21 protein-coding genes are annotated in these 20,752 nt (G+C 52.0%); 20 read left to right on the top strand and 1 reads right to left on the bottom strand.

The window, feature by feature from the left end; all coding sequences use genetic code 11:
* The 3 genes from O6944_05075 to O6944_05065 form a co-directional block, all read left to right on the top strand.
* Positions 1–2,461 (top strand): patatin-like phospholipase family protein (locus O6944_05075; GenBank protein ID MCZ6718509.1); only part of this gene is annotated, 2,461 nt, incomplete at its 5' end.
* 146 nt (positions 2,462–2,607) lie between these two features.
* Positions 2,608–3,108, top strand: coding sequence for a cache domain-containing protein (locus O6944_05070; protein ID MCZ6718508.1), 501 nt, complete (start codon positions 2,608–2,610; stop codon positions 3,106–3,108).
* 724 nt (positions 3,109–3,832) lie between these two features.
* The gene (locus O6944_05065; protein MCZ6718507.1) at positions 3,833–4,294 is read left to right on the top strand and encodes a cytochrome c; all 462 of its coding nucleotides are present in this window, start codon (positions 3,833–3,835) and stop codon (positions 4,292–4,294) included.
* 167 nt (positions 4,295–4,461) lie between these two features.
* On the opposite strand, the gene O6944_05060 is transcribed toward O6944_05065, so the two are convergent.
* On the bottom strand, positions 4,462–5,001 hold the full coding sequence (locus tag O6944_05060; GenBank protein MCZ6718506.1) for a redoxin domain-containing protein: 540 nt from the start codon (positions 4,999–5,001) through the stop codon (positions 4,462–4,464).
* Between the two features lie 292 nt (positions 5,002–5,293).
* On the opposite strand from O6944_05060, the gene speE reads away from it, so the two are divergent.
* The 17 genes from speE (at position 5,294) to rraA (ending at position 20,724) form a co-directional block, all read left to right on the top strand.
* Complete coding sequence (gene speE, locus O6944_05055) at positions 5,294–6,160, top strand: polyamine aminopropyltransferase (GenBank protein ID MCZ6718505.1); 867 nt, start codon at positions 5,294–5,296, stop codon at positions 6,158–6,160.
* 2 nt (positions 6,161–6,162) lie between these two features.
* Positions 6,163–8,055 carry a tRNA uridine-5-carboxymethylaminomethyl(34) synthesis enzyme MnmG gene (gene mnmG, locus O6944_05050; GenBank protein ID MCZ6718504.1) on the top strand — a complete coding sequence of 631 codons (1,893 nt, stop codon included), beginning with the start codon at positions 6,163–6,165 and terminating at the stop codon, positions 8,053–8,055.
* A 17-nt stretch (positions 8,056–8,072) separates the two neighbouring features.
* The gene (rsmG, locus tag O6944_05045; GenBank protein MCZ6718503.1) at positions 8,073–8,696 is read left to right on the top strand and encodes a 16S rRNA (guanine(527)-N(7))-methyltransferase RsmG; all 624 of its coding nucleotides are present in this window, start codon (positions 8,073–8,075) and stop codon (positions 8,694–8,696) included.
* A 125-nt stretch (positions 8,697–8,821) separates the two neighbouring features.
* Positions 8,822–9,607, top strand: coding sequence for an AAA family ATPase (locus tag O6944_05040; protein ID MCZ6718502.1), 786 nt, complete (start codon positions 8,822–8,824; stop codon positions 9,605–9,607).
* Positions 9,608–9,619: 12 nt separating this feature from the next.
* The gene (locus O6944_05035; GenBank protein MCZ6718501.1) at positions 9,620–10,489 is read left to right on the top strand and encodes a ParB/RepB/Spo0J family partition protein; all 870 of its coding nucleotides are present in this window, start codon (positions 9,620–9,622) and stop codon (positions 10,487–10,489) included.
* A 192-nt stretch (positions 10,490–10,681) separates the two neighbouring features.
* Positions 10,682–11,035: an ATP synthase subunit I gene (locus O6944_05030; GenBank protein MCZ6718500.1), complete on the top strand. Its 354-nt coding sequence runs from the start codon at positions 10,682–10,684 to the stop codon at positions 11,033–11,035.
* Between the two features lie 39 nt (positions 11,036–11,074).
* A complete protein-coding gene (gene atpB, locus O6944_05025; protein MCZ6718499.1) occupies positions 11,075–11,857 on the top strand; it encodes a F0F1 ATP synthase subunit A in 783 nt (260 codons plus the stop codon).
* Between the two features lie 74 nt (positions 11,858–11,931).
* The gene (gene atpE, locus O6944_05020) at positions 11,932–12,240 is read left to right on the top strand and encodes a F0F1 ATP synthase subunit C (GenBank protein ID MCZ6718498.1); all 309 of its coding nucleotides are present in this window, start codon (positions 11,932–11,934) and stop codon (positions 12,238–12,240) included.
* A 76-nt stretch (positions 12,241–12,316) separates the two neighbouring features.
* Positions 12,317–12,781: a F0F1 ATP synthase subunit B gene (locus O6944_05015; protein ID MCZ6718497.1), complete on the top strand. Its 465-nt coding sequence runs from the start codon at positions 12,317–12,319 to the stop codon at positions 12,779–12,781.
* 10 nt (positions 12,782–12,791) lie between these two features.
* Positions 12,792–13,325 (top strand): F0F1 ATP synthase subunit delta, encoded by a 534-nt coding sequence (locus O6944_05010; GenBank protein ID MCZ6718496.1) that lies wholly within the window; start codon positions 12,792–12,794, stop codon positions 13,323–13,325.
* 91 nt (positions 13,326–13,416) lie between these two features.
* Complete coding sequence (atpA, locus tag O6944_05005; protein MCZ6718495.1) at positions 13,417–14,958, top strand: F0F1 ATP synthase subunit alpha; 1,542 nt, start codon at positions 13,417–13,419, stop codon at positions 14,956–14,958.
* A gap of 42 nt (positions 14,959–15,000) precedes the next feature.
* Entirely contained in the window at positions 15,001–15,861 is an 861-nt protein-coding gene (gene atpG, locus O6944_05000; protein ID MCZ6718494.1) for a F0F1 ATP synthase subunit gamma, read from the top strand.
* Between the two features lie 83 nt (positions 15,862–15,944).
* The gene (atpD, locus tag O6944_04995) at positions 15,945–17,321 is read left to right on the top strand and encodes a F0F1 ATP synthase subunit beta (GenBank protein MCZ6718493.1); all 1,377 of its coding nucleotides are present in this window, start codon (positions 15,945–15,947) and stop codon (positions 17,319–17,321) included.
* A 27-nt stretch (positions 17,322–17,348) separates the two neighbouring features.
* Positions 17,349–17,777, top strand: a complete 429-nt coding sequence (locus tag O6944_04990; protein MCZ6718492.1) for a F0F1 ATP synthase subunit epsilon — start codon at positions 17,349–17,351, stop codon at positions 17,775–17,777.
* 158 nt (positions 17,778–17,935) lie between these two features.
* On the top strand, positions 17,936–19,300 hold the full coding sequence (glmU, locus tag O6944_04985) for a bifunctional UDP-N-acetylglucosamine diphosphorylase/glucosamine-1-phosphate N-acetyltransferase GlmU (protein ID MCZ6718491.1): 1,365 nt from the start codon (positions 17,936–17,938) through the stop codon (positions 19,298–19,300).
* A 62-nt stretch (positions 19,301–19,362) separates the two neighbouring features.
* On the top strand, positions 19,363–20,166 hold the full coding sequence (locus tag O6944_04980; protein ID MCZ6718490.1) for an acyltransferase: 804 nt from the start codon (positions 19,363–19,365) through the stop codon (positions 20,164–20,166).
* Positions 20,167–20,244: 78 nt separating this feature from the next.
* On the top strand, positions 20,245–20,724 hold the full coding sequence (gene rraA / locus O6944_04975; protein ID MCZ6718489.1) for a ribonuclease E activity regulator RraA: 480 nt from the start codon (positions 20,245–20,247) through the stop codon (positions 20,722–20,724).
* Positions 20,725–20,752 lie beyond the last annotated feature (28 nt).

The following is a 20,752-nucleotide window of genomic DNA, read 5'->3' as shown; positions in this document are numbered from 1 at the left end:
CGCGGGTGTTGGGTTACCTGGTAGGGTCTTGCGCAGTGGGAAACCGGCGTGGATCAGCGATGTTACAAAAGATCCTAATTATCCTCGGGCAAAGCTTGCTAAAGATATTGGTGTCAAGGCTGCGTTTTGTTTCCCGGTATTGGTTGGGAGTAAAGTTGTTGCAGTTCTGGAGTTTTATACTCCAGAGGCCGTTGAGCCTAACGATCAATTGTTAGAAGTCATGGCGCAGGTCGGTACCCAACTTGGTCGTGTCATAGAGCGCAAGCAGGCTGAGGAGGCCATCGCCGCGGCACATGCGCGCATCAACTACATACTGGCCTCGTCGCCGGCGGTGGTCTACAGCTTCGAGGCGACGGGCAGCTATGCGCCCACATTCATCAGCGAGAACTTGCGGGACGTGTTCGGTTATGAGCCGAGCGAGTATCTGGAGGATCCGAAATTTGTGCCGGATCGCATCCATCCTGATGATGCTGCGCGGGTGCGGGCAGCGTTGTCGGAGCTATTCGCATCAGGGCGCCTGATACACGAGTACCGTTTCCGCCGTAAAGACGGGAGTTACTGCTGGGTCAGTGACGAGTTGCGGGTGATACGCGATGAGGGTGGCGCTCCCACTGAGGTGGTTGGGTCGTGGAGCGACATATCGGCAAAAAAGGATGTGGAGGCGAGCCTAGTAGATTTGCTCGGTGCCACATCTTTGTTCGGTTCGCTGGACGCAGCCGTTCTGAGAGATATTGCAGCGGAATCCAAGCATATTCGGCTGTCCGGCGGCGAGATACTTATGAAACAGGGCGAGGCGCCGGATTCCTTTTACTTGGTGATTAGCGGGCGACTCCGGACCTTCGTCAGCTCCCAAGACGGCGTTGAGAGGGTGGTTAACGAACGTGGACGCGGCGATCTTGTGGGTGAAACGTCAGTTCTAACAGGACAACCCCGTCGGGTCACTGCACGGGCTATAAGGGACAGCGAATTACTGCAATTTTCAAAGGAAGGCCTCTACCGTTTTATAGAGAGGCAGCCGCAAGTGGTCGTGCTGTTGTCTAAATCGATCGCTGTTCGCTATGAAAAGGAAGTTCAAGGTATTCGGGCTAACCCAGCTATCTCAACTATCGCCGTACTCCCTGCTGGGGATGGCGCTACGTTGTCGGACTTTACGAAGCGCCTCTCCGTAGTGCTTTCTGCAATCGGGCCGACAATTTGTTTAGATGCTCAACAGGTCAGCCAAAAATTCGGTGAGGAAGGTATACGTAAAGAAGGCTCAGGTAAGGATCGCGTCATGGTATGGCTTAACAGTCTGGAAACCCAATATCGCTTCATTCTTTATGAGTCAACGTTGGAACCGTCTGCTTGGACTCGCAGATGCATACGACAAGCCGACCGAATTCTGTTAGTAGGGCGTGCCGGAAATGACCCTCGTCTAAACGCAATTGAGGAGGAGCTCCGTATTTCACAGAGGGCACGACCGATCGCTCGTCAAGAACTTGTGCTCCTCCATGCGAGCAGGGAACGGAAACCCTCTGGAACAAAAAATTGGCTTGAACAGCGCACCGTTGCGGATCACCACCATATAGTGCTTGACAATACCGGTGATTACGAGCGCCTGTCGCGCTTTATAATGGGACAGGCGATCGGGCTCGTTCTCGGAGGTGGCGGCGCCAGGGGATGCGCTCACATAGGTTTGATTCGTGCAATGCGCGAGCAGGGCATTCCCATTGATGTGGTTGGGGGAGTCAGCATTGGCGCCATTATTGGGGCGGGTGTTGCGCGCGGCCTTGATCCCGAAGGTATGTTGCGCGCTATCGAAACACTTTGGATAACCAAACATCCCTTTGGAGATTACACGCTCCCCATTGTTTCAATAATTAAAGGGCGGAGGATGGACAAGCTATTGGGAGAAATGTATAGGGGTATACAGATCGAGGACTTATGGATAAAGTACTTTACGGTCTCGTCTAACCTCACTCGTGCGAAGATGGAGGTCCATCAGGACGGCGATCTTTGGCAGTGGGTGCGGGCGAGCATCTCGCTGCCAGGGTTTTTCCCGCCTGTCGTGATCAACGGTGAATTATATGTTGACGGTGGCGTACTCAATAACCTGCCGGTTGATGTGATGCGAGACATTTGTGACGGCCGTGTGATTGCTGAGAATGTTAGCCCGAGAGTTGACCTGACGGTGACCGGAGATAGCGAAGCTAAAGATTCGAGGAGGGGCTTACTGCGCAAGCTCTTCAACCCAGGCTCCAGTGAGATGCAGCTGCCAAATATTTTAAAGATCCTAGTTCGATCTGGCACCTTGAGTAGCGTAAACGCGGTAAACGCCGCAGAGAATATGGCTGACATTTATCTGAATCCACCGGTAGACGGATACGAGATTTTAGACCTCAAGCCGGTACGGGAAATTGCAGAGATCGGGTACCGCCACGCGCGAGATATATTGAAGGATCAAGCTAGCTCATGGGTGTGAGTTGTGGGAAGGAGAGAACGCGGAGCAGGGTTCCTTAGCCGCAATCTACTTCATGCGGGCGGGGGCCGTTTATAGCTCGTTGATGTACTGAAGCCCAAGGATGGTGCCGATGACAATTACCACCGAAAAGAGGAGAGGGAACTGACATGAAAAAAATAGTTTGGTTGGCTGGTCTGTTAATCGTAACGTTGGTCAGTTGGGTATCGCCGGCCCGCGCTGTAGATGAGGCCATGGAAGCAACTATGGCGAAATCATTACTTGATAAGTGTGTTGCGCTGATAGAGAAAGAAGGTGCGATTAAAGCCTTTTATCAAATGAACACCAGGCCTGACCAATTCGCTTACGGTGAAATATACGTTTGGGTCGTAAACTCGGATGGCATTATCTTTGCGCATAGCGTTGATCCCACATTGGTGGGTAGTAATTTAAATGAAGTGGAGGTGGCTAAGGATGATGGCACCAGGAAACTTGCGCGAGAGCTGGTTAAAACCCTGCAAGCACAGGAGGAAGGTACTGTTGAGTATGAGTGGTTCAATCCATCCAGTGGTAAAATGGAACACAAGCAATCCTTTTTTAAGCAGGTCTATCCTCCAAAAGTAGTAGCCAGCTTTTATGTGTTGACGGGTTATTTCACGCCGCATGAATAGCTAAGGGGCCCGCCATTCGAGAGGAGCGAAGTCGTCAAGGAAACCATGCTCTTAGCAATCTCCTCAGTTAAGTTCTTGGTCGAGATGTCACTCACGTAGAGCCAACACGCAGTCAGAGCAGAGCTGCTTGCTGTAGGCTGTGATTTTGTTGGACACATGGTCCAGTCGCTCAAGGTCCGGAATGCTGTGCGCGCTCGTTACGCCGTGCTCTTGGATTCGATGCCGGGCCAGACGCGACGGCTCACCAGTGATCAGCTAGTGCGATGCCACGAATACCGGCGTTGAGGTAGCGCGCTGCGGCGATGTGAGCTGCAGTCGCTGAGGGCGCCAACTTGTTCGGCAGGGGTATGTGCGGTAGATGAGGTGGGAAACACTGGGTCCAACGCCGGCTTACATCCTGGCTTCCTGTGAGAACGCCCGGCAGAACGCCGTTGGAAGTAAGCTTCAGTAGTTCGCGGGATGTATTCAATTCGCAGTGTCTACGCGTAAAGGCTACCCGCCAGGATGTCGGACATCAAAATGCCTAGAGAATTGAGGACTTAGGATCAAATGCATGGTGATGCAGCCATGCTACTAGAGCGATTTGCGAGGTAGACGCAGGGTGGTTGTGTCTTCTACATTGCGAGCCGTGTTTTCTCTAGATTACGGCTGTGGTAGTCTTGGCATTGTAGGACGCGGCGAAAAACACTTAAGTTAACCCGTTGTATTGAGGAGGACATCGTAAATGAGAAGCGCAACTTTGACCTACCTTATAACGTTGCTGTTCGGGGGCGGCGTTCTGATAACGTTTATGGTGAACGCCTCTGACGAGGAGCCAGCGAAGAGCGGTCAAGCGTCATTGGACTATGTGGTGGAGTGCCCTGAGGGAGCTACCAGCGCGACAAAATGCAAGGTGGATGCGCGAACCTTCACCGGGTACCGGATGTTCAACCGACTCTGCAATCACTGCCATGGGCCAGATGGCGTCGGCAGCAGTTTCGCGCCTGACATGATTACGACATTTAACCACAATGTAGATTACGCGCGTTTCAAGGATGTCGTCACCAATGGTTATAGGGGTCAGGCGGGGGTGATGCCCGGGTTTGAGAAGAACCAAGCTGTTATGGATCGGCTGGATCAGATCTATATGTATCTAAAAGCCCGAGCTGATGGAGCTCTCGGACAGGGGAGACCTCAAAAATTGTAATTAGCGCGTTCAGCTCAAAGGCATCGCTGCTTTTCAGGTTATTGGCACAGTATTGGTTAGGGCGCGGACAAAGTGCCGGCAGAAGGATGCTTACGGTGGTTGCGTACTCGTATGCATTGACTCGCAGTATCAGCTAGGCAAAGCGTTGCTAGGTAGCGAAGAGGTGCCTAGGCGGGCTCTGCCAGCAGTTTTTCAATTGTCTTTTCCATCTTGATTGCGTTCCGATCACCCGCGTGGGTTTCGCCCACAAAAACCGCGCGCACCCGGCCTTGCTTGTCGATAAGATAGAATGCGGGCCAGTAGCGGTTTCCCATTGCCCGCCAGTAGGAATAGTCATTATCAATCATCACCGGGTGGTGGATTTCGAATTCATGGACCTTTCCCACGATTTTTGCGCGCACCTTCTCATGAGGGAACTCCGGTGTATGAACGCCAATCACCTGGAGGCCGCGCGGCGCGTAGCGCTTTTCTACCGCATTGAGCCATGGGAAGGACCGGTAGCAGTTCCAGCAATCGAAGGTCCAGAAATCTAAGAGCACTACTTGCCCGCGCAGATCATCCAGCGAAAGTGGCTCAGAGTTGATCCACTCCTCGGTACTTTCATGGGGGAATTCCGGTGCATTGGGTGCGGTTCCGAGCTCTTCAGCTCCGACAGCTGCAGCCGTCAATGCGGTGAAACATAGGATGCCAAAAAGAGCCTCTTTCATCGCCGCGATCGTATAGTCGCAATAGGGATATACACTGAGACAACCATGGTTAGGAAGAAATTCGTCATTGAGCCGTTTTCAGTAAATTTCTGCTGAGCGTGCATCAGTGGCGTACTGCATTTTCGTGACGGTATTCTTCGACGTGGGCTATGATCGTCTTGCCCGTCGTGGATGCCCTGTATATATATAAGGTAGACAAGATCATATCTTTTTGGTTTCCAGATGAGAAAAATAAGCGATGAGGAAGAGAGGCTCCGGGGGAAGGCACGTCGCTCTATCTTAGGAGTGATCAATGAAGCTGGATAGCAAGTGGTTTATCGAGGAGGCTGGCGGCTTTGCGATGTCCGTCAAGATCAGGGGCAAGGTGCACGAGGAGCAAACACCTTTCCAACGCATCGAGGTCTATGACACTGAGGAATTTGGATACCTATTAACGCTGGATGGGATCACGATGTTGACGTCGCGGGATAATTTTATTTACCACGAGATGCTATCACATCCGGCCCTATTTACTCATCCGGCCCCGAAAGACGTGGTCATTGTGGGTGGCGGAGACTGTGGAACGCTGAAGGAAGTGCTGAAACATGTGGCGGTAAAGGAAGCGACGCTCATTGAACTGGATGAGCGGGTAACAAGGGTTTCAGAGCAATTCTTTCCGGAGCTGTGTGAGTCCAATTCGGACCCCCGCGCACAATTCCATTTTGGAGATGGTATTCAATGGATGGCAGAAGCACCGGCAGAGAGTGTGGACGTGATCGCTTTAGATACGACGGATCCAGTCGGTCAAGCTGCGCGTCTTTTTTCTGCGCCATTTTATCGCGATTGTCTCAATGTATTGCGCGGCGGTGGCATTATGGTGGCGCAGAGTGAATCACCAATACTGGATCTGGACCTCATTAAGAATATTCGCAAGGCGATGGCAGAAGCCGGCGCCGAGGATATAATGACGCTTAATTTCCCCCAGTGCACCTATCCTTCAGGATGGTGGACCGCGACTATGGCACGTAAAGGAGAGCGCTTTAGTGGCTTTCGTGAGGGGGACGCCAGGCAAAAGGCGTTTGCGACACGCTATTACAATGCCCAGGTGCATGCCGGAAGTCTTGCATTGCCGGAGTTCATGCGAGAAGCATTTAATGAGGATCTGCTGCGATCCGTTTGACTATGAAGCATCCAGAACGTTTTGATGTGATTGTGGTGGGGGGCGGCCACGCCGGCACTGAGGCGGCGTTAGCGTCAGCTCGCTTAGGTGTGCGCACCCTGTTACTGACTCACAATATGGAAACCCTTGGGCAAATGTCCTGTAATCCCGCCATCGGCGGAATTGGCAAGGGTCATCTAGTCAAGGAGATAGACGCCCTTGGGGGACTCATGGCGCGCGGTGCCGATCGGAGTGGGATCCAATTTCGCACGCTGAACGCCCGCAAGGGTCCCGCGGTCCAGGCGACCCGCGCCCAGATCGACCGTGCACTCTACAAATCCGTCGTACGCACTATGCTGGAGGATCAGGATCATCTTGTCATCTTCCAGCAGGCAGTAGATGACTTGATGATGGACGATAATCAGGTTACCGGAGTTGTTACGCAGATGGGATTATGCTTTACGGCGCAGTGTGTTGTCTTGGCCGTAGGAACGTTTCTCGGTGGGCATATTTATATCGGGGATACTAACTATCAAGGCGGGCGTGCTGGCGATCCCCCAGCAAATGCGTTGGCCCGACGCCTCAGGGCATTACCATTCCGTGTTGCGCGGCTGAAGACGGGGACGCCCCCTCGCCTGGATGGGCGCACCATTGATTACAGCAAACTTGAACTACAGGCGGGGGACAAGCCGGCACCGGTATTTTCTTTCATTGGGGATGCGAGTGAACATCCCGAACAGGTTTGCTGTCACATAACGTATACGAACGAGCGCACCCACGAGATCATCCGCAACGCGCTGCACCGCTCGCCCATGTTCAACGGTGACATCAAGGGCATCGGGCCACGCTACTGTCCTTCCATTGAAGATAAAGTTGTGCGCTTTGCCGATAAGCCGGCGCACCAGATCTTTGTAGAGCCTGAAGGCCTTGATGTTCGCGAAGTCTACCCGAACGGGATTTCCACGAGCCTTCCGTTCGACGTGCAGTACGCCCTGGTGCGTTCGATTAGCGGCATGGAGCAGGTACACATCACACGGCCCGGGTACGCCATTGAATACGATTACTTCGATCCGCGGGATCTGTATCCCTGGCTTGAGACCAAATACGTTTCAGGGCTTTTTTTCGCCGGTCAGATTAACGGAACGACCGGATATGAAGAGGCGGCCGCGCAGGGGATCATTGCGGGATTGAATGCGGCCTCGAGGGTGCAGGACAGGACACCATGGAGCCCCCGTCGCGACGAGGCTTATATTGGTGTATTGATTGATGACCTGATCACACGCGGTACCAACGAGCCCTACCGTATGTTCACGAGCCGTGCGGAATTCCGACTGATGCTGCGAGAGGATAATGCTGATTTACGATTGACCCCCCGGGGGCGTGAACTCGGGCTAGTCGATGACGTGCGCTGGAATCTATTTTGTGAAAAACGTGACGCCATTGCCCGTGAGCAGCAGCGCCTTAGAGATATTTGGATCGGACCGATGGATGTTCCGGGAGGCGAGGCTACGCGGGTTTTGGGTCAGCCACTTAGGCGTGAATACAACTTGATGGAACTCTTACGCCGTCCCGAAGTTCGCTACAGTGATTTAATGTCACTCCCGGGGGCTGGGCCCGGCCTCGCCGATCCCGTGTTCGCTAAACAGGTAGCGGTTCAGGCCAAATACAGCGGGTATATCGAGCGTCAGGAAACGGAAGTAAAGCGTGCCCGGTCCTGCGAAGATATGCTATTACCGCAAAACATCGATTACACCAAGGTCAGGGGACTGTCGGCGGAGGTGGTACAGAAACTCAGCGAAGGAAGGCCTCTGAATCTCGGTCAGGCTGCCCGGATCCCTGGGATCACCCCAGTGGCCATCGCCTTGTTGCGCGTGTATCTTAAGAAACACACCGCCGAAATTGCAAAGAGCGCTTGAGACCAGCGGCGGACTGCTTGAACCTACGGCGACAGCTGGACGCGGGCCTTGCGAGCTTGGGCCTCGCGCCAAATGATCCCCTGTGTCAGTCACTTCTTGCCTACATAGATCTGCTAGTCAAATGGAACAAGGCTTACAATCTGACCTCCGTGCGCGAACCAGCGCGAATGGTGACCCATCACATTCTTGATTGTTTAGCTATCTTACCGTACCTCAATGGCTCACATCTTTTGGATGTCGGTACCGGTGCAGGCTTACCGGGGGTTGTACTTGCGTTGGTTCGGCGCGATTGCCATTGGGTGTTGCTCGACAGCAATGCAAAAAAAATCCGGTTTGTGACCCAAGCGGTCATGGAGCTTAAATTGCAAAATGTAGAAGTTGTCCGAGCTGGGGTCGGGGACTACCAGCCAAGCGAGCGGTTCTCATCGGTCATGGCCCGCGCATTTGGACCAATATTTGAGCTCTTTGAGCGGACGCGGCACCTATATGCGAGGAACGGTTATCTATTGGCCATGAAGGGTCGCAGGCCCGATGTTGAACTGGCTGAACTTAGGCTGAGAGCAATCCCGTTTGAAGTGCATCGCCTACACGTCCCGGGACTACATGCCTCAAGACATCTGGTCGTAGTGAAATCGTCCTGATACTCGGCCCGTTTTGGGGCTATTTGACGTCAATGCGACTCTGTGGTTAACAACACGTAAAGTTACTGTGCAATAATACGCGGCGGCTCCTCCGGTCAGCGCGAGAGAGCCAGACAGACAGATTCATGACCAAGATCATTGCAGTAGCTAACCAAAAGGGTGGTGTGGGCAAGACCACAACCAGTGTCAATCTAGCGGCTTCCCTTGCAGCAACCAAGAGACGGATCTTATTGGTGGATCTGGACCCTCAGGGCAACGCGACAATGGGGAGTGGCGTCAATAAGCTCGAGCTACGCTTGTCAAGCTATGACGTACTTATGGGGGAAAAATCGATCGCGGAGGCGCGAGTTGAGATCGAGCCTGCTGGATATGATCTCTTGCCCAGCAATGCGGATCTTATTGGAGTCGAGATTGCACTTCTGGAAGTCCTTGGGCGTGAAGTGCGCCTTAGGAATGCCTTAAACCCGATCCGGGAGAAGTATGATTATATTTTTATCGACTGCCCGCCGGCGCTGAATATGCTTACGGTAAATGCGCTGGTTGCGGCGGATGCTGTAATCATACCGATGCAATGTGAATATTATGCTTTGGAAGGCTTGTCGGCCTTGCTCGACACGATTAATAAGATACGCAAGATTCTCAATCCTTCGCTGCGCATTGAAGGTCTCCTAAGAACGATGTTCGATCCGCGCAACAATTTGTCGAATCAGGTCTCCGCACAGCTCGTTGAGCATTTTGGTGATAAGGTTTACCGTACCATCATCCCGCGCAACGTGAGACTTGCTGAGGCACCAAGCCATGGCTTACCGGTATTGTTGTATGATAAGTCGTCAACGGGTGCGGTTGCCTATCTAGCGCTTGTAGGTGAGATGCTGCGACGTGAAGGAGGGGGCGTGAAGGCGCTCCGATAAGGACGTATGCCAATGGCTACAAAACGCAGAGGTTTGGGAAGGGGCTTAGATGCACTCCTGGGTGACCAGGCGGGCATCGATGCAATAGAATCTGCGGAAGGTGAAGAGCTCCGTCATCTACCTATTGATCTGATCCATAGAGGAAAACATCAGCCACGCGTTAATCTTCATGAGGAGGCACTCGAGGAACTGGCTAATTCCATTCGTGCCCAAGGCGTGGTTCAGCCAATTATCGTGCGGCCTGTATTAGGCACGGACCGTTTCGAAATCATCGCGGGCGAGCGACGCTGGCGCGCAGCACAAAAGGCGGGGCTACATTCGATCCCAGCGCTGGTGCGCGAGGTGCAGGATAGTTCTGCGATGAGCATAGCGCTCATAGAGAATATCCAACGGGAAGATCTCAAACCGCTAGAAGAAGCGGGTGGATTCGCTCAGTTAATTCAGGAATTCAGGATGACCCACGACGAAGTCGCGGAAGCCGTCGGACGATCAAGGGTGGCTGTGACTAATCTTCTCCGTCTGCTGGAGTTGAATGAAGATGTAAAGTCCCTACTCCAAGGTGGCGAGCTGGAAATGGGCCACGCTCGTGCATTGTTGTCCCTCAAAAAGGTGGCCCAGAGCCGTGCAGCCCGTCAGGTTGTTTCTAAAGGCCTATCGGTGAGGGAGACAGAGCGGCTGGTACGCCGGATCCAGGTAGGGGCAAAGAAAACATCGGCGAGCCGTACGATCAGCGATCCGAATATTCGCAAATTGCAAAACGACTTATCAGAAAAATTAGGCGCCAACGTGCAGATTCAGCACGGCGCACAGGGTTCGGGGAAGGTCACGATCCACTACAACAGCTTGGATGAACTCGATGGGATACTGTCCCACATTAAATAGTTGGTCTCCTTGCAAGCGGTGCCGTTATTGACCGATACCACGGGTAAATCTTATACTTCCGCAGTTTTTGCTCGGTTCCAAGCCTAAAATCGCTGCCCAGCGACTGATGGTCGTTGGGGCGGGCATAGCCTTCGAACGATAACCCAGAAAGGCATCGAACCTGGGATTTAGTGCTTGAGGCCCTCCACTACTATGCAAGATGGCAGCATACGAAGGCTTCTGGCGACGCAGTGTCTGCTAGTGGTCGGTGTATCGGCGATTGTCTTGGTGGTGAGCGGGGTCTTGGAGGCGCAGTCAGCCATGTATGGTGGAGGCATCGCCCTACTCAGCTCTTGGATGTTAGGGCGGCAAGTTTTTTCTGCCGGTGACGCTGCTAAGGCACGACCGGGCAAGGGAGCTGCCATGCTTTATCTGGGCGTCATCCAGCGATTTGTCATCGTTTTGGGCCTCTTTGGCCTCGGAATCGGCTTGTTAAAGCTGCCTCCATTACCGCTGATTGCCGGGTTTGCTGTGGCACAGTTAGGATTCGTGTTCGTCAGGCGGTGACCTGATCGATACGACGGGATTTCAACTTGGGGAGAATGTGTGAGCGAATCCATAGGGCCTGACGATCCGGTTGGCTACATTCAACACCATTTAATCAATCTAACCGTCGGAGAAGGGTTTTGGACCGTCAATATTGACACGCTGTTTTTCAGTTGGTTGATAGGGGGGTTACTGGTCTTTCTGGCCTGGAAGGTCGGCCGTAACCTCAATCCTGACAATCCCACGGGAGTTCAGAATCTATTGGAGAGCATATTGGAATTCGTGGATAACATGATCAAAGAAATCTTTCCTGTTTCCAATCCGCTTATCGGTCCACTGGCTATTACCGTCTTTTTGTGGGTATTCCTGATGAATGCCATGGATCTAATCCCCGTCGACCTGTTACCGATCGTCGCGAGTCACCTAGGGGTCCCTCATCTTAAAGTCGTACCAACGACGGATCCAAATGCAACGTTAGGCATGGCATTAATGGTGTTCATGCTAGTCGTGTATTACAACATAAAGGTCAAAGGCCTCTGGGGCTATGTGAAGACTTTTCTTACGCACCCATTTGGTATTTGGCTTTTCCCAGTCAATGCTGTGATGACCCTCGTCGAGGAGCTTGCGAAGCCGCTTAGTCTTGGGTTGCGGTTGTTTGGAAATCTTTTTGCCGGAGAGTTGGTATTTCTCTTAGTGGCTTTGCTACCTTGGTGGACACAATTCATTCCTGGCGGAGCGTGGGCAATTTTTCATATTTTGGTTATTACATTGCAGGCTTTTATTTTTATGGTGTTGACAATCATGTACCTGGCACTGGCTCACCAAAGTCAGGATGAACATTAAGTAACATTTTATTTATTCGGAGGCGTTCCATCGAGCGCGATTTATCTGGTTCGTTACCCTTAAGGAGAGAAATGATGACAGCTGATGCCAATCTAATCGCCTTGATCTATTCCTTTACGGCGTTGGGTGTAGGTGTAATCCTCGCGGCTGCAGGTTTGGGGTCCGCGTTGGGTTGGGGATTAATCTGTGCAAGGTATATCGAGGGCATCGCGCGCCAGCCCGAATTACTACCAATGTTGCGTGTACAGATGTTTATCACGGCCGGCTTGATGGAATCCTTTCCGTTTATTGTGTTGGCCTTTGCGATGTACTTCACTTTTGCAAATCCGTTTATCGGTGGGGCGCTAGCTACGGTGGCCGAATTAGCCGGAGGGGCCCAATGAGGACGGTGGGCATTCCAACCCACAGGAGTATTCAAAGGGCCAGCAATGGATTGGATATGCATATAGAGGTCTTAATATGAACGCGACGTTAGTTGGACAGTTAATGACTTTTGCAGTCCTGGTTTGGTTCATTAACCGCTTTTTGTGGGATCCGATCACGGGCATGTTGGAGAACCGAACAAAGCGGATTGCCGACGGTCTAGCGGCTGCAGAAAAGGGACGGCATGAGCTCGAATTGGCTGAAAAGCGTGCTGTTGAGTACATAAAGAAGGCTAAGGAGCAGGCGAATGAAATCATTTCCCAGGCTCAGAAGCGTGCCAGTGAGATTGTCGAAGAAGCTAAGGAGGACGCCCGTGGGGAGGGTGAGCGTTTATTGGTAGCTGCCCGCGCTGAGATTGGCCAGGAAATGCAGCAGGCTCGTGAGCAATTGAAAGGTGAAGTTGCCGGGCTCGCCGTGACGGGCGCGGAGCAAATATTACTCAGAGAGGTGGACCAAGCCGCTCACAAAGACATACTCGATAAATTAAGCGCACAGCTTTAAAGCATCAGTAATGGAACAAGAAAGTACGATAGCTCGACCCTACGCTCAGGCTGCTTTCCAACAGGCTAAAAGCGAAGCCGATCTCGCCTTGTGGTCCGACATGTTGGCATTGCTTGCGGTGGTTGTCTCCGACCCCACGATGAAGCGAGTGATTAGTGATCCACGTGTTGGGAGTGAGCGGGTTTCAAGCTTGGTTCTCGATATTTGCGGTGCCAGACTTTCTGCGACGGGGCAGAATTTTGTTAAGGTGCTAGTAGAAGCTGATCGCTTGCTGATTGCTCCTTCAATACGGCGGTTGTTTGAGGAATACTGCGCCGATGCCGAACGTGTGGAGCAGGTTGAGGTGGTCTCAGCCTATGACCTTGAGCCACAACAGGAAAAAGTAATAGTGGCGTCCATGAAGAAGCGTTTGGGCAGGGACATCGAGTTAACAAAAGTCATTGATAAGGACTTGCTCGGAGGTGCTGTTATCCGCGCCGGTGACTTGGTTATTGACCTCTCTGTGCGAGGCCGCCTGAAGCACCTAGCGAACGATTTAATGTAGGGAGTATTCGACAAGGATATTCACCAGATACTGGGCGAGGCCTTCTGTGATTTTGATAGCTAGAAGTTTAAAGAGTACGTGAGGGATACCAATGCAGATCAGTGCGACTGAAATAAGTGAACTTATAAAAAAGCAAATAGAAGGCCTTGACCTGGAAGCGGAGGCCCGTACCGAAGGGACGATTGTTAGTCTTACGGACGGCATTGCCCGGATCCATGGTCTGAGCGATGTCATGCAGGGTGAGATGATTGAATTTCCCGGCAAGGAGTACGGATTAGCGCTGAATCTAGAACGTGATTCGGTTGGCGCCGTTATCATGGGCCCGTATGAGCATATGTCCGAAGGCGATGTGGTGCGCTGTACAAAAAGGATTCTTGAAGTGCCGGTGGGCGAGGCTTTGCTCGGGCGCGTTGTGGATGCTTTGGGCAGTCCAATTGACGGGAAAGGCCCGATTGAAACGAAGGAAACCTCTCCTGTCGAGAAGATCGCTCCAGGTGTGATAGCGCGGCAGTCGGTAAGCGCGCCTGTGCAGACGGGCCTCAAGGCCATCGATTCGATGGTGCCGATTGGGCGGGGACAACGTGAGTTGATTATCGGTGACCGCCAAACGGGTAAGACCGCAGTAGCAATCGACACGATCATCAATCAGAAGGGCGGTGATCTTATCTGTATCTATGTCGCCATTGGGCAAAGGGCATCTTCCGTCAATTCCGTTGTGCACAAGCTTGAGGAGCATGGCGCGATGGAACACACAATCATCGTTGCTGCCGCGCCTTCAGATCCGGCAGCAATGCTATACATTGCGCCCTATTCTGGATGTTCAATGGGCGAGTACTTCCGGGATAAAGGCGAAGACGCCTTGATTATCTATGACGATCTCACGAAGCAGGCATGGGCCTACCGTCAGATCTCACTACTTCTGCGTCGTCCGCCGGGACGTGAAGCTTATCCAGGTGATGTCTTCTATCTACACTCGCGCTTGCTGGAACGCGCATCTCGGCTCAACGCTAACGAGGTAGAAAAAAGGACAAACGGTAAGGTTAAAGGTAAAACAGGTTCGCTTACCGCCTTACCAGTCATAGAAACCCAGGCAGGGGACGTATCAGCATTTGTCCCGACCAATGTGATCTCCATTACCGACGGCCAGATCTATCTTGAAACGGATTTGTTCTATGCAGGCGTTCGTCCCGCCATTAATGCTGGTCTGTCCGTTTCTCGTGTCGGGGGCGCGGCGCAAACCAACATCATCAAAAAACTTGGCGGTGGGCTTCGACTGCAATTGGCCCAGTTCCGCGAGCTTGCGGCTTTTGCGCAATTTGCTTCCGATTTAGACGAAGCTACTCGCAAACAATTGGAGCGCGGTCAGCGTGTAACCGAGATTCTCAAACAGAAACAGTATATGCCATTAAGCGTTGCTTTAATGGCAGTTAGCCTGTTTGCTGTAGATCGGGGTTATCTTGATGATGTCGAGCTCGAAAAAGTAGGCGATTTTGAGATCGCTTTGCATAGCTATATGCAATCGGAGAAAGCTGAGTTATTAGACCGAATAAACGAGACGGGGGATTTCGATGATGAGATCGAAGCCGAGCTCAAGGCAGCGGTCGACGAGTTCAAGGCAAATCATGCATGGTAGATCAGCGGTTTATTTCTTTGAATTGTAAGTGAGGTATTTGCGTTGGCTGCCGGAAAAGAAATTCGGACCCAGATAAAGAGCATACAAAACACGCAAAAGATCACTCGCGCGATGGAAATGGTCGCGGCAAGTAAGATGCGAAAGGCACAGAATCGTATGCATGAAGCGCGACCCTATGCGGAGAAGATGCGAAATGTGATTTCCCACCTCGGCCATGCTCAAGCTGAGTATAAACATCCCTATCTGATCGAGCGGGATATGCGTCGGGTAGGGCTTATCACCGTTTCCACGGATCGCGGACTATGTGGGGGGTTAAATGCCAATCTATTCCGTACTGTTATCAGTGCGATGCAGGACTGGCACGACAAAGGTGTAGAAATGGATGTCTGTACAATCGGCGCTAAGGGTGCCGCATTTTTTAGTCGCATCGGCAGCAATATCGTGGCCCAGGCCAGTCATCTCGGCGACGCTCCCGGTGTGGACGACCTGATCGGTACCGTCAAGGTGATGCTGGATAGTTACCTTGAAGAGCGGATTGATCGGATCTTTCTGGTTTATAACGTATTCGTCAATTCCATGACTCAGAGACCCCATATCGAGCAGCTCGTGCCGATTCACCCTGAAGAAGAAGAGGAACTCAGGCATCACTGGGATTACCTCTATGAGCCGGATTCCAAGGAAGTCCTGGACCACGTACTCATGCGCTATATCGAATCCCTGGTATATCAAGGGGTCGTGGAGAATATCGCTTCTGAACAGGCCGCGCGCATGGTTGCCATGAAAAGTGCCTCCGACAATGCGGGGGAGCTGATTGACGAACTACAGCTTATCTATAACAAGGCACGTCAGGCCGCAATTACTCAGGAGATCGCCGAGATCGTCGGGGGTGCCGCAGCGCTATGAAAACTCTCCGAATTCCAGATGGCGGGTTATACGCCGGTGTTTCGGTCCATGTATGATTTTAATTCAGAAAGGTACGTACAAAGATGAGTACTGGAAAAGTAGTACAAATAATTGGCGGCGTTGTCGACGTAGAATTTTCTCCGGATTCTGTGCCAAAGATCTACGATGCCTTGGCCATTGAAAGTGCCAGCCTAACGCTGGAAGTACAGCAACAGCTGGGTGATGGCATCGTCCGCACCATCGCTATGGGGTCTACGGACGGGCTTCAACGTGGTGTGTCGGTTATGGATACAGGCGCACCTATTAATATCCCGGTTGGTCTTAAAACGCTGGGGCGCATCATGAACGTCCTTGGGGATCCCATTGATGAGAAGGGTGATATCGGTGAGGAAGAAAGGTGGCCGATCCATCGCGATGCGCCAAAGTTTGTGGAACTCGCCCCAACCACCGAATTACTCGAGACAGGGATTAAGGTTATTGATCTTATTGCTCCTTTCACGAAAGGAGGCAAAGTAGGTCTTTTCGGTGGCGCCGGGGTGGGAAAGACTGTCAACATGATGGAACTGATTCGAAACATTGCTATCCAGCACAGTGGTTATTCGGTATTCGCCGGAGTCGGCGAGCGTACGAGAGAAGGAAACGACTTCTATCATGAGATGATCCAGTCTGACGTCCTCGACAAGGTAGCACTCGTATACGGTCAGATGAATGAACCACCGGGGAATCGGCTGCGCGTTGGCCTGACGGGTTTAACCGTCGCCGAATACTTTAGGGATGAAGGGCGGGACGTGCTGCTTTTTATCGACAATATTTACCGGTTTACGCTCGCTGGCGTTGAAGTGTCCGCCTTGCTAGGTCGAATGCCATCAGCAGTGGGTTATCAGCCAACGCTAGCGGAAGAAATGGGCAAACTCCAGGAACGAATTACGTCGACCCGGACAGGTTCGATTACCTCTATCCAAGCTGTTTATGTTCCGGCAGATGATTTGACGGATCCATCACCGGCAACAACGTTCGCGCACCTGGATGCTACGGTTGTATTGTCTCGCCAAATCGCGGAGTTGGGAATTTATCCCGCGGTGGACCCATTAGATTCAACCAGCCGTCAGCTCACTCCACTCATGGTCGGGCAAGATCACTATGATGTTGCCCGCTCAGTGCAGAATACTCTACAGCGGTACAAGGAACTCCGCGATATCATCGCGATTCTGGGAATGGATGAACTCTCGGAAGATGACAAATTGATCGTTGTGCGGGCGCGTAAGATACAGCGATTTTTATCGCAACCGTTTTTCGTCGCTGAGGTCTTTACCGGGACAGAAGGTAAGTATGTGCCCCTTAAGGAAACGATCAAAGGGTTTAAAGGCATCGTCGAAGGGGAATATGATGAGCTACCGGAGCAGGCGTTTTACATGCTCGGGACCATCGACGAAGCTGTCGAGAAAGCCAAGACTCTCTAATCATATGATGTGGCAGAGACGATACGAGTGGCGATGACAATTCATGTGGACATCGTGAGTGCTGAGACGGAGATCTACTCCGGTTTGGCAGAGATGGTGTTTGCGCCCGCCGTCATGGGGGAGGTTGGTATCGCTCCGAGGCACGCACCGCTAATAACCCGCCTTAGCCCTGGTGAGGTACGGCTACAAATGCCCGGTGGCAAAGAAGAGTCCTTCTACGTTTCGGGCGGCATACTGGAAGTCCAGCCACACGTAGTGACCGTCCTGTCCGACACAGCCGTACGGGCACACGACATCGATGAAGCCGCGGCACTGGAAGCGAAGCAAGGGGCCGAGCAGGCATTGAAGGATCGCACTGGTGCAATCGATTTCGCTAAGGCGCAAGCCGAGCTTGCTGAAGCGGTCGCCCAGCTTCAGACGATTCAGCGTCTTCGCAAGCGAACGGGGCGATCCTAGACGGTAGGTCCGCCACGGACATTGGAGCCAGAACTGTAAGGCTCACAGGTCCGAGACGGACTATCATATTCTTTATTGTTTCCTGCAATTCCTCGGCCTATGATTTCAACTCTTATCTTTGTAACCGCTCGATTGCTCATCCGATGAGCTAATCAGTTATGAATCTTAGTATTGTCATATTGGCAGCGGGACAGGGCGAACGGATGCGTTCTGTGTTTCCCAAGGTTCTGCATCGGCTTGCCGGTAGATCTCTCCTGGAACACGTCTACAGTGCTGTTTGCAACCTGCCTCATCGGGAGATTTATGTGGTTTACGGTCATGGTGGCCGCCGTGTGCCGGAGGAATTGTCACATCTCCCAGTCAAGTGGATTGAGCAGACCAAGCAACTTGGTACTGGTCATGCGGTAGCCCAAGTTCTGCCGTCAATCGATGTTGCAGATACAGTGCTTGTTCTCTATGGCGACGTGCCTTTGATTACGACCCGCACGCTTAACCGTTTGCTGGATGCAACAAACAATGATGGACTTGGCCTTCTAACTGCCGAGCTAGAAAATCCTACTGGTTATGGGCGGATTATCCGCGATGAGGATGGTGCTGTTGTTCGGGTTGTAGAAGAATCGGATGCGAACGACGGAGAGCGGGAAAGCCGTGAAGTCAATACCGGCATTATGACGGTGTCAGCGGAGCTGTTAAAGGGTTGGGTTGATGTGCTTGATAATGACAATGCGCAGGGCGAATACTATCTCACTGATATTCTCAAGTTCGCTGCCCGCGAAGGAGTGAGTCTTAATACGGTGTTGCCAGGTTCGGTCTATGAAGTCATGGGAGTAAATGATCGCGCGCAGCTTGCCCAGCTGGAACGATATTATCAGCTGATCCAAGCACATCATTTGATGCAAGAAGGTGTTAGCTTGTCAGATCCCGTACGATTTGATCTTCGTGGAGATCTGGAAGTTGGACAGGATGTCTTCATCGATGTCAATGTAGTGATCGAAGGAACAGTGCGTCTTGGTAACCGAGTCAGTATTGGCCCTAACACCTATATCCGGGATGCAGTGATCGCTGACGGTGTCAGTATCTTGGCTAACTGTGTGATCGAAGATGCTGTGATTGGAAACGACAGCCAAATTGGACCATTTTCACGCATCCGGCCGAAATGCAAGCTGGAAGAAAATGTTCAAATCGGCAATTTTGTTGAAGTTAAAAAATCTCATGTTGGCGCGGGCACGAAAATCAACCACTTGAGTTACATAGGGGACACTGACATTGGCAAAGAAGTGAACATTGGTGCGGGAACCATAACCTGTAACTATGATGGTGCTGAAAAACACCGCACGATAATTGGTGATAAAGCCTTTATCGGATCAGACACACAGCTTGTGGCACCTGTGAAGATTGGTAAAGGCGCTACGATCGGCGCAGGGTCTACTATCACCAGTGACGCACCGCCTGATAAGTTGACGCTAAGCCGAGCTGAACAAAAGACGACACAGGGATGGAAGAGGCCACAGAAGAAGAAATAAGACCACTGACTGGCTTAGGGCTCAACGGCTTGGATCTGATTCCATAAATTCATCGATCGCATATGCTGCGTGTCGGCTATTATCAATTCCGCCCGCTTTTCGGCAAAGTGCAGCGGAACGTCAAGACCGTGCTTGGAGCGCTGAGTAAGGTTTCAGCGGATATCATTGTTCTGCCTGAGCTCCCGTTTACAGGATATTACTTCAAGGATCGCGATGAGGTAATGGCCCTGAGTGAGGATCCTGAAAGATCTAGCACCGTCGATTCATTGGTTGCGCTTTGCAAAGAAAAGGATTTCTATTTAGTTACAGGATTTGCGGAAAAAAGCAGGGACAAATACTTTAACAGCGCGCTGTTGCTTGGTCCGGATGGGATTGAGCACATTTACCGTAAGCTCCATCTCTTTAATGAAGAAAAGAATTGGTTCGATCCTGGCGATATAGCGCTTGAGGTTCAAGATGTCCGTGGCGCCCGGGTGGGCTTGATGGTCTGTTTTGATTGGGTTTTCCCGGAGGTAGCGCGAATCCTATCGATAAAAGGCGCAGATGTCGTTTGTCATCCAGCCAATTTGGTGCTGGCGTGCTGTCAACGAACGATGCTGACACGTTGTCTTGAGAACAGCGTTTTCGCGGTTACCGCTAATCGCTTTGGTGTGGATAGGCGACCGCATGGTGAATTGCGTTTTACGGGGAAAAGCCAGATCGTCGCGCCAGATGGCGAGTTGCTGAACCGCGCACCGTCGCAACGTCAGGCAACGTGCGTCATGGCGATCGATCTCGAGGAAGCGCGTGATAAGGCGATTACACCAATGAACCAGCTTTTGGAAGATCGGCGTCCAGAGTTTTACAGATCGATCGTTGACGCATGATTGAGTCGGTGCAATCGTGGTAACCCTTTGAAGTGGGTACTCGCTGAGCGCACGTTAGGATTATCGTGAGAGTTTGTTATGCCTTTCGCAACAGCCGACTTGTATGACGAATATGCGGGTAAGCTCCAAGTGGCAGAGCCTATGTTTAGTGATTATGGGGGTGTTTCCTGCTTTTGCGGTCCTATCGCGACCGTCAAAGTCTTTGAGGACAACGTGCTGGTGCGTGAGGCACTGAGTGAGCTGGGGCTCGGCAGGATACTGGTCGTGGATGGTGAAGGCTCACTGCAATGTGCGCTTATTGGTGATCGGTTGGTGCAGCTCGCTCAGGAAAACGGATGGGAGGGGATCGTAGTCCACGGGTGCATCCGGGATTCCGCTGAGATTAAGAAGATCCCAATTGGCGTCAAGGCACTTAATACCAGTCCGCGAAAAAGCGCTAAGACTGGCGCGGGAGTACGCGATATTACGGTTACCTTTGCAGGCGCCACATTCGCGCCGGGCAATTATCTGTATGCCGATAAAGATGGGATTGTTGTAGCAGCTGAGAGGCTTTTGTAATCCTAGTTGTAGTAATCCACATTCGATC

The sequence above is a fragment of the Gammaproteobacteria bacterium genome (genome assembly GCA_027296625.1).
In the GTDB taxonomy this organism is placed as follows: Bacteria; Pseudomonadota; Gammaproteobacteria; order JAKEHO01; family JAKEHO01; genus JAKEHO01.
This window is presented reverse-complemented; position numbering and strand designations above follow the sequence as displayed.